Source organism: Vibrio sp. Y176, assembly GCF_033438945.1.
Window position 1 is genome coordinate 1 of sequence record NZ_JAWOQS010000172.1, and the last position, 949, is coordinate 949.

Below are 949 nucleotides of genomic sequence, written 5' to 3' on the forward strand. Positions count from 1 at the left end.
AATCCTGTAAAGACAAACCAACTGGAGGTATTTTTCGCAAGCATACTGGCAGAGAAAGGGCTTTCTACACTGATGTTTGCTGCGCCAATACTATTGGCTAGATTCGTGCCCCAGCGGAACATGACACCTTGTGATACATCGCTGCGGAAGTTACCTGCGTTAATGTCATTCACATTAGTGATTTCCCATTGCGTCTTCTGGCCCTCACTGCGCATGAGTTTATTGAAAGCTCGGTAACCAACGCTAAAGGCAATTTCATCGTCAATTTGGTAAGCCCAGCCTTGAGGATCGGTTGAACCAGTGATGCCGTGAACAATTTCCTGCGCTTTTTCTGATAGAGAACTTTCACCTGTGGCACCAATGGTGAAGTTATAGCGAACGGCTTGATCGGCGGTTAGAGATAGGTAGTTGATTTCAGTGTGTAGGTAACCAGCGTATGGACGGTCATTGGCAAGAGGGTAGTCTGCTTCAATATCACTTGGAGTCCACATCTTGTGGCCAAGTACTACCTCGATCTTATCGACATTGGATTGATCTGCATTTTCTAAGCTGAACCATTTCCATTCGCTTTCTTTTTTTAGTTTCTCGGTTGCGTAAGAGAAGAATATACCGTTGGTGTAATCTTGGTCGACACCAAAAATGCCATCGTTATCAAGGGTAAAGGATACTGTGGACTTGGTGGATGCCAGAGCAACTGGCGATAAAAGGGTAAGGAAAATTAATTTACTGAGTTTCATATACTGCATTTACTAACTTTTTTTGCATCATACGTAAGAATTCAATCAAAATCTTCCGCAATGTCACAACTTTTGTTCAAGAAACAAAAAAAGGCTGATGCTTTGCAGCATCAGCCTTTGTTGTATCACTAAAACGTTATTTCGCTATAGTCTTATAGAGACTCAGTGAATGTACGTGCGATTACGTCAGCTTGTTGCTCTGCAGTTAGAGA

The 949-nt window shown here is 42.6% G+C and carries 1 protein-coding gene; it reads right to left on the reverse strand.

The window, feature by feature from the left end; all coding sequences use genetic code 11:
• Positions 1 to 737: lipid A deacylase LpxR family protein (locus tag R7O13_RS24905; RefSeq protein ID WP_318304947.1), on the reverse strand; the 737-nt coding region annotated here is incomplete at its 3' end.
• Between the last annotated feature and the right edge of the window lie 212 nt (positions 738 to 949).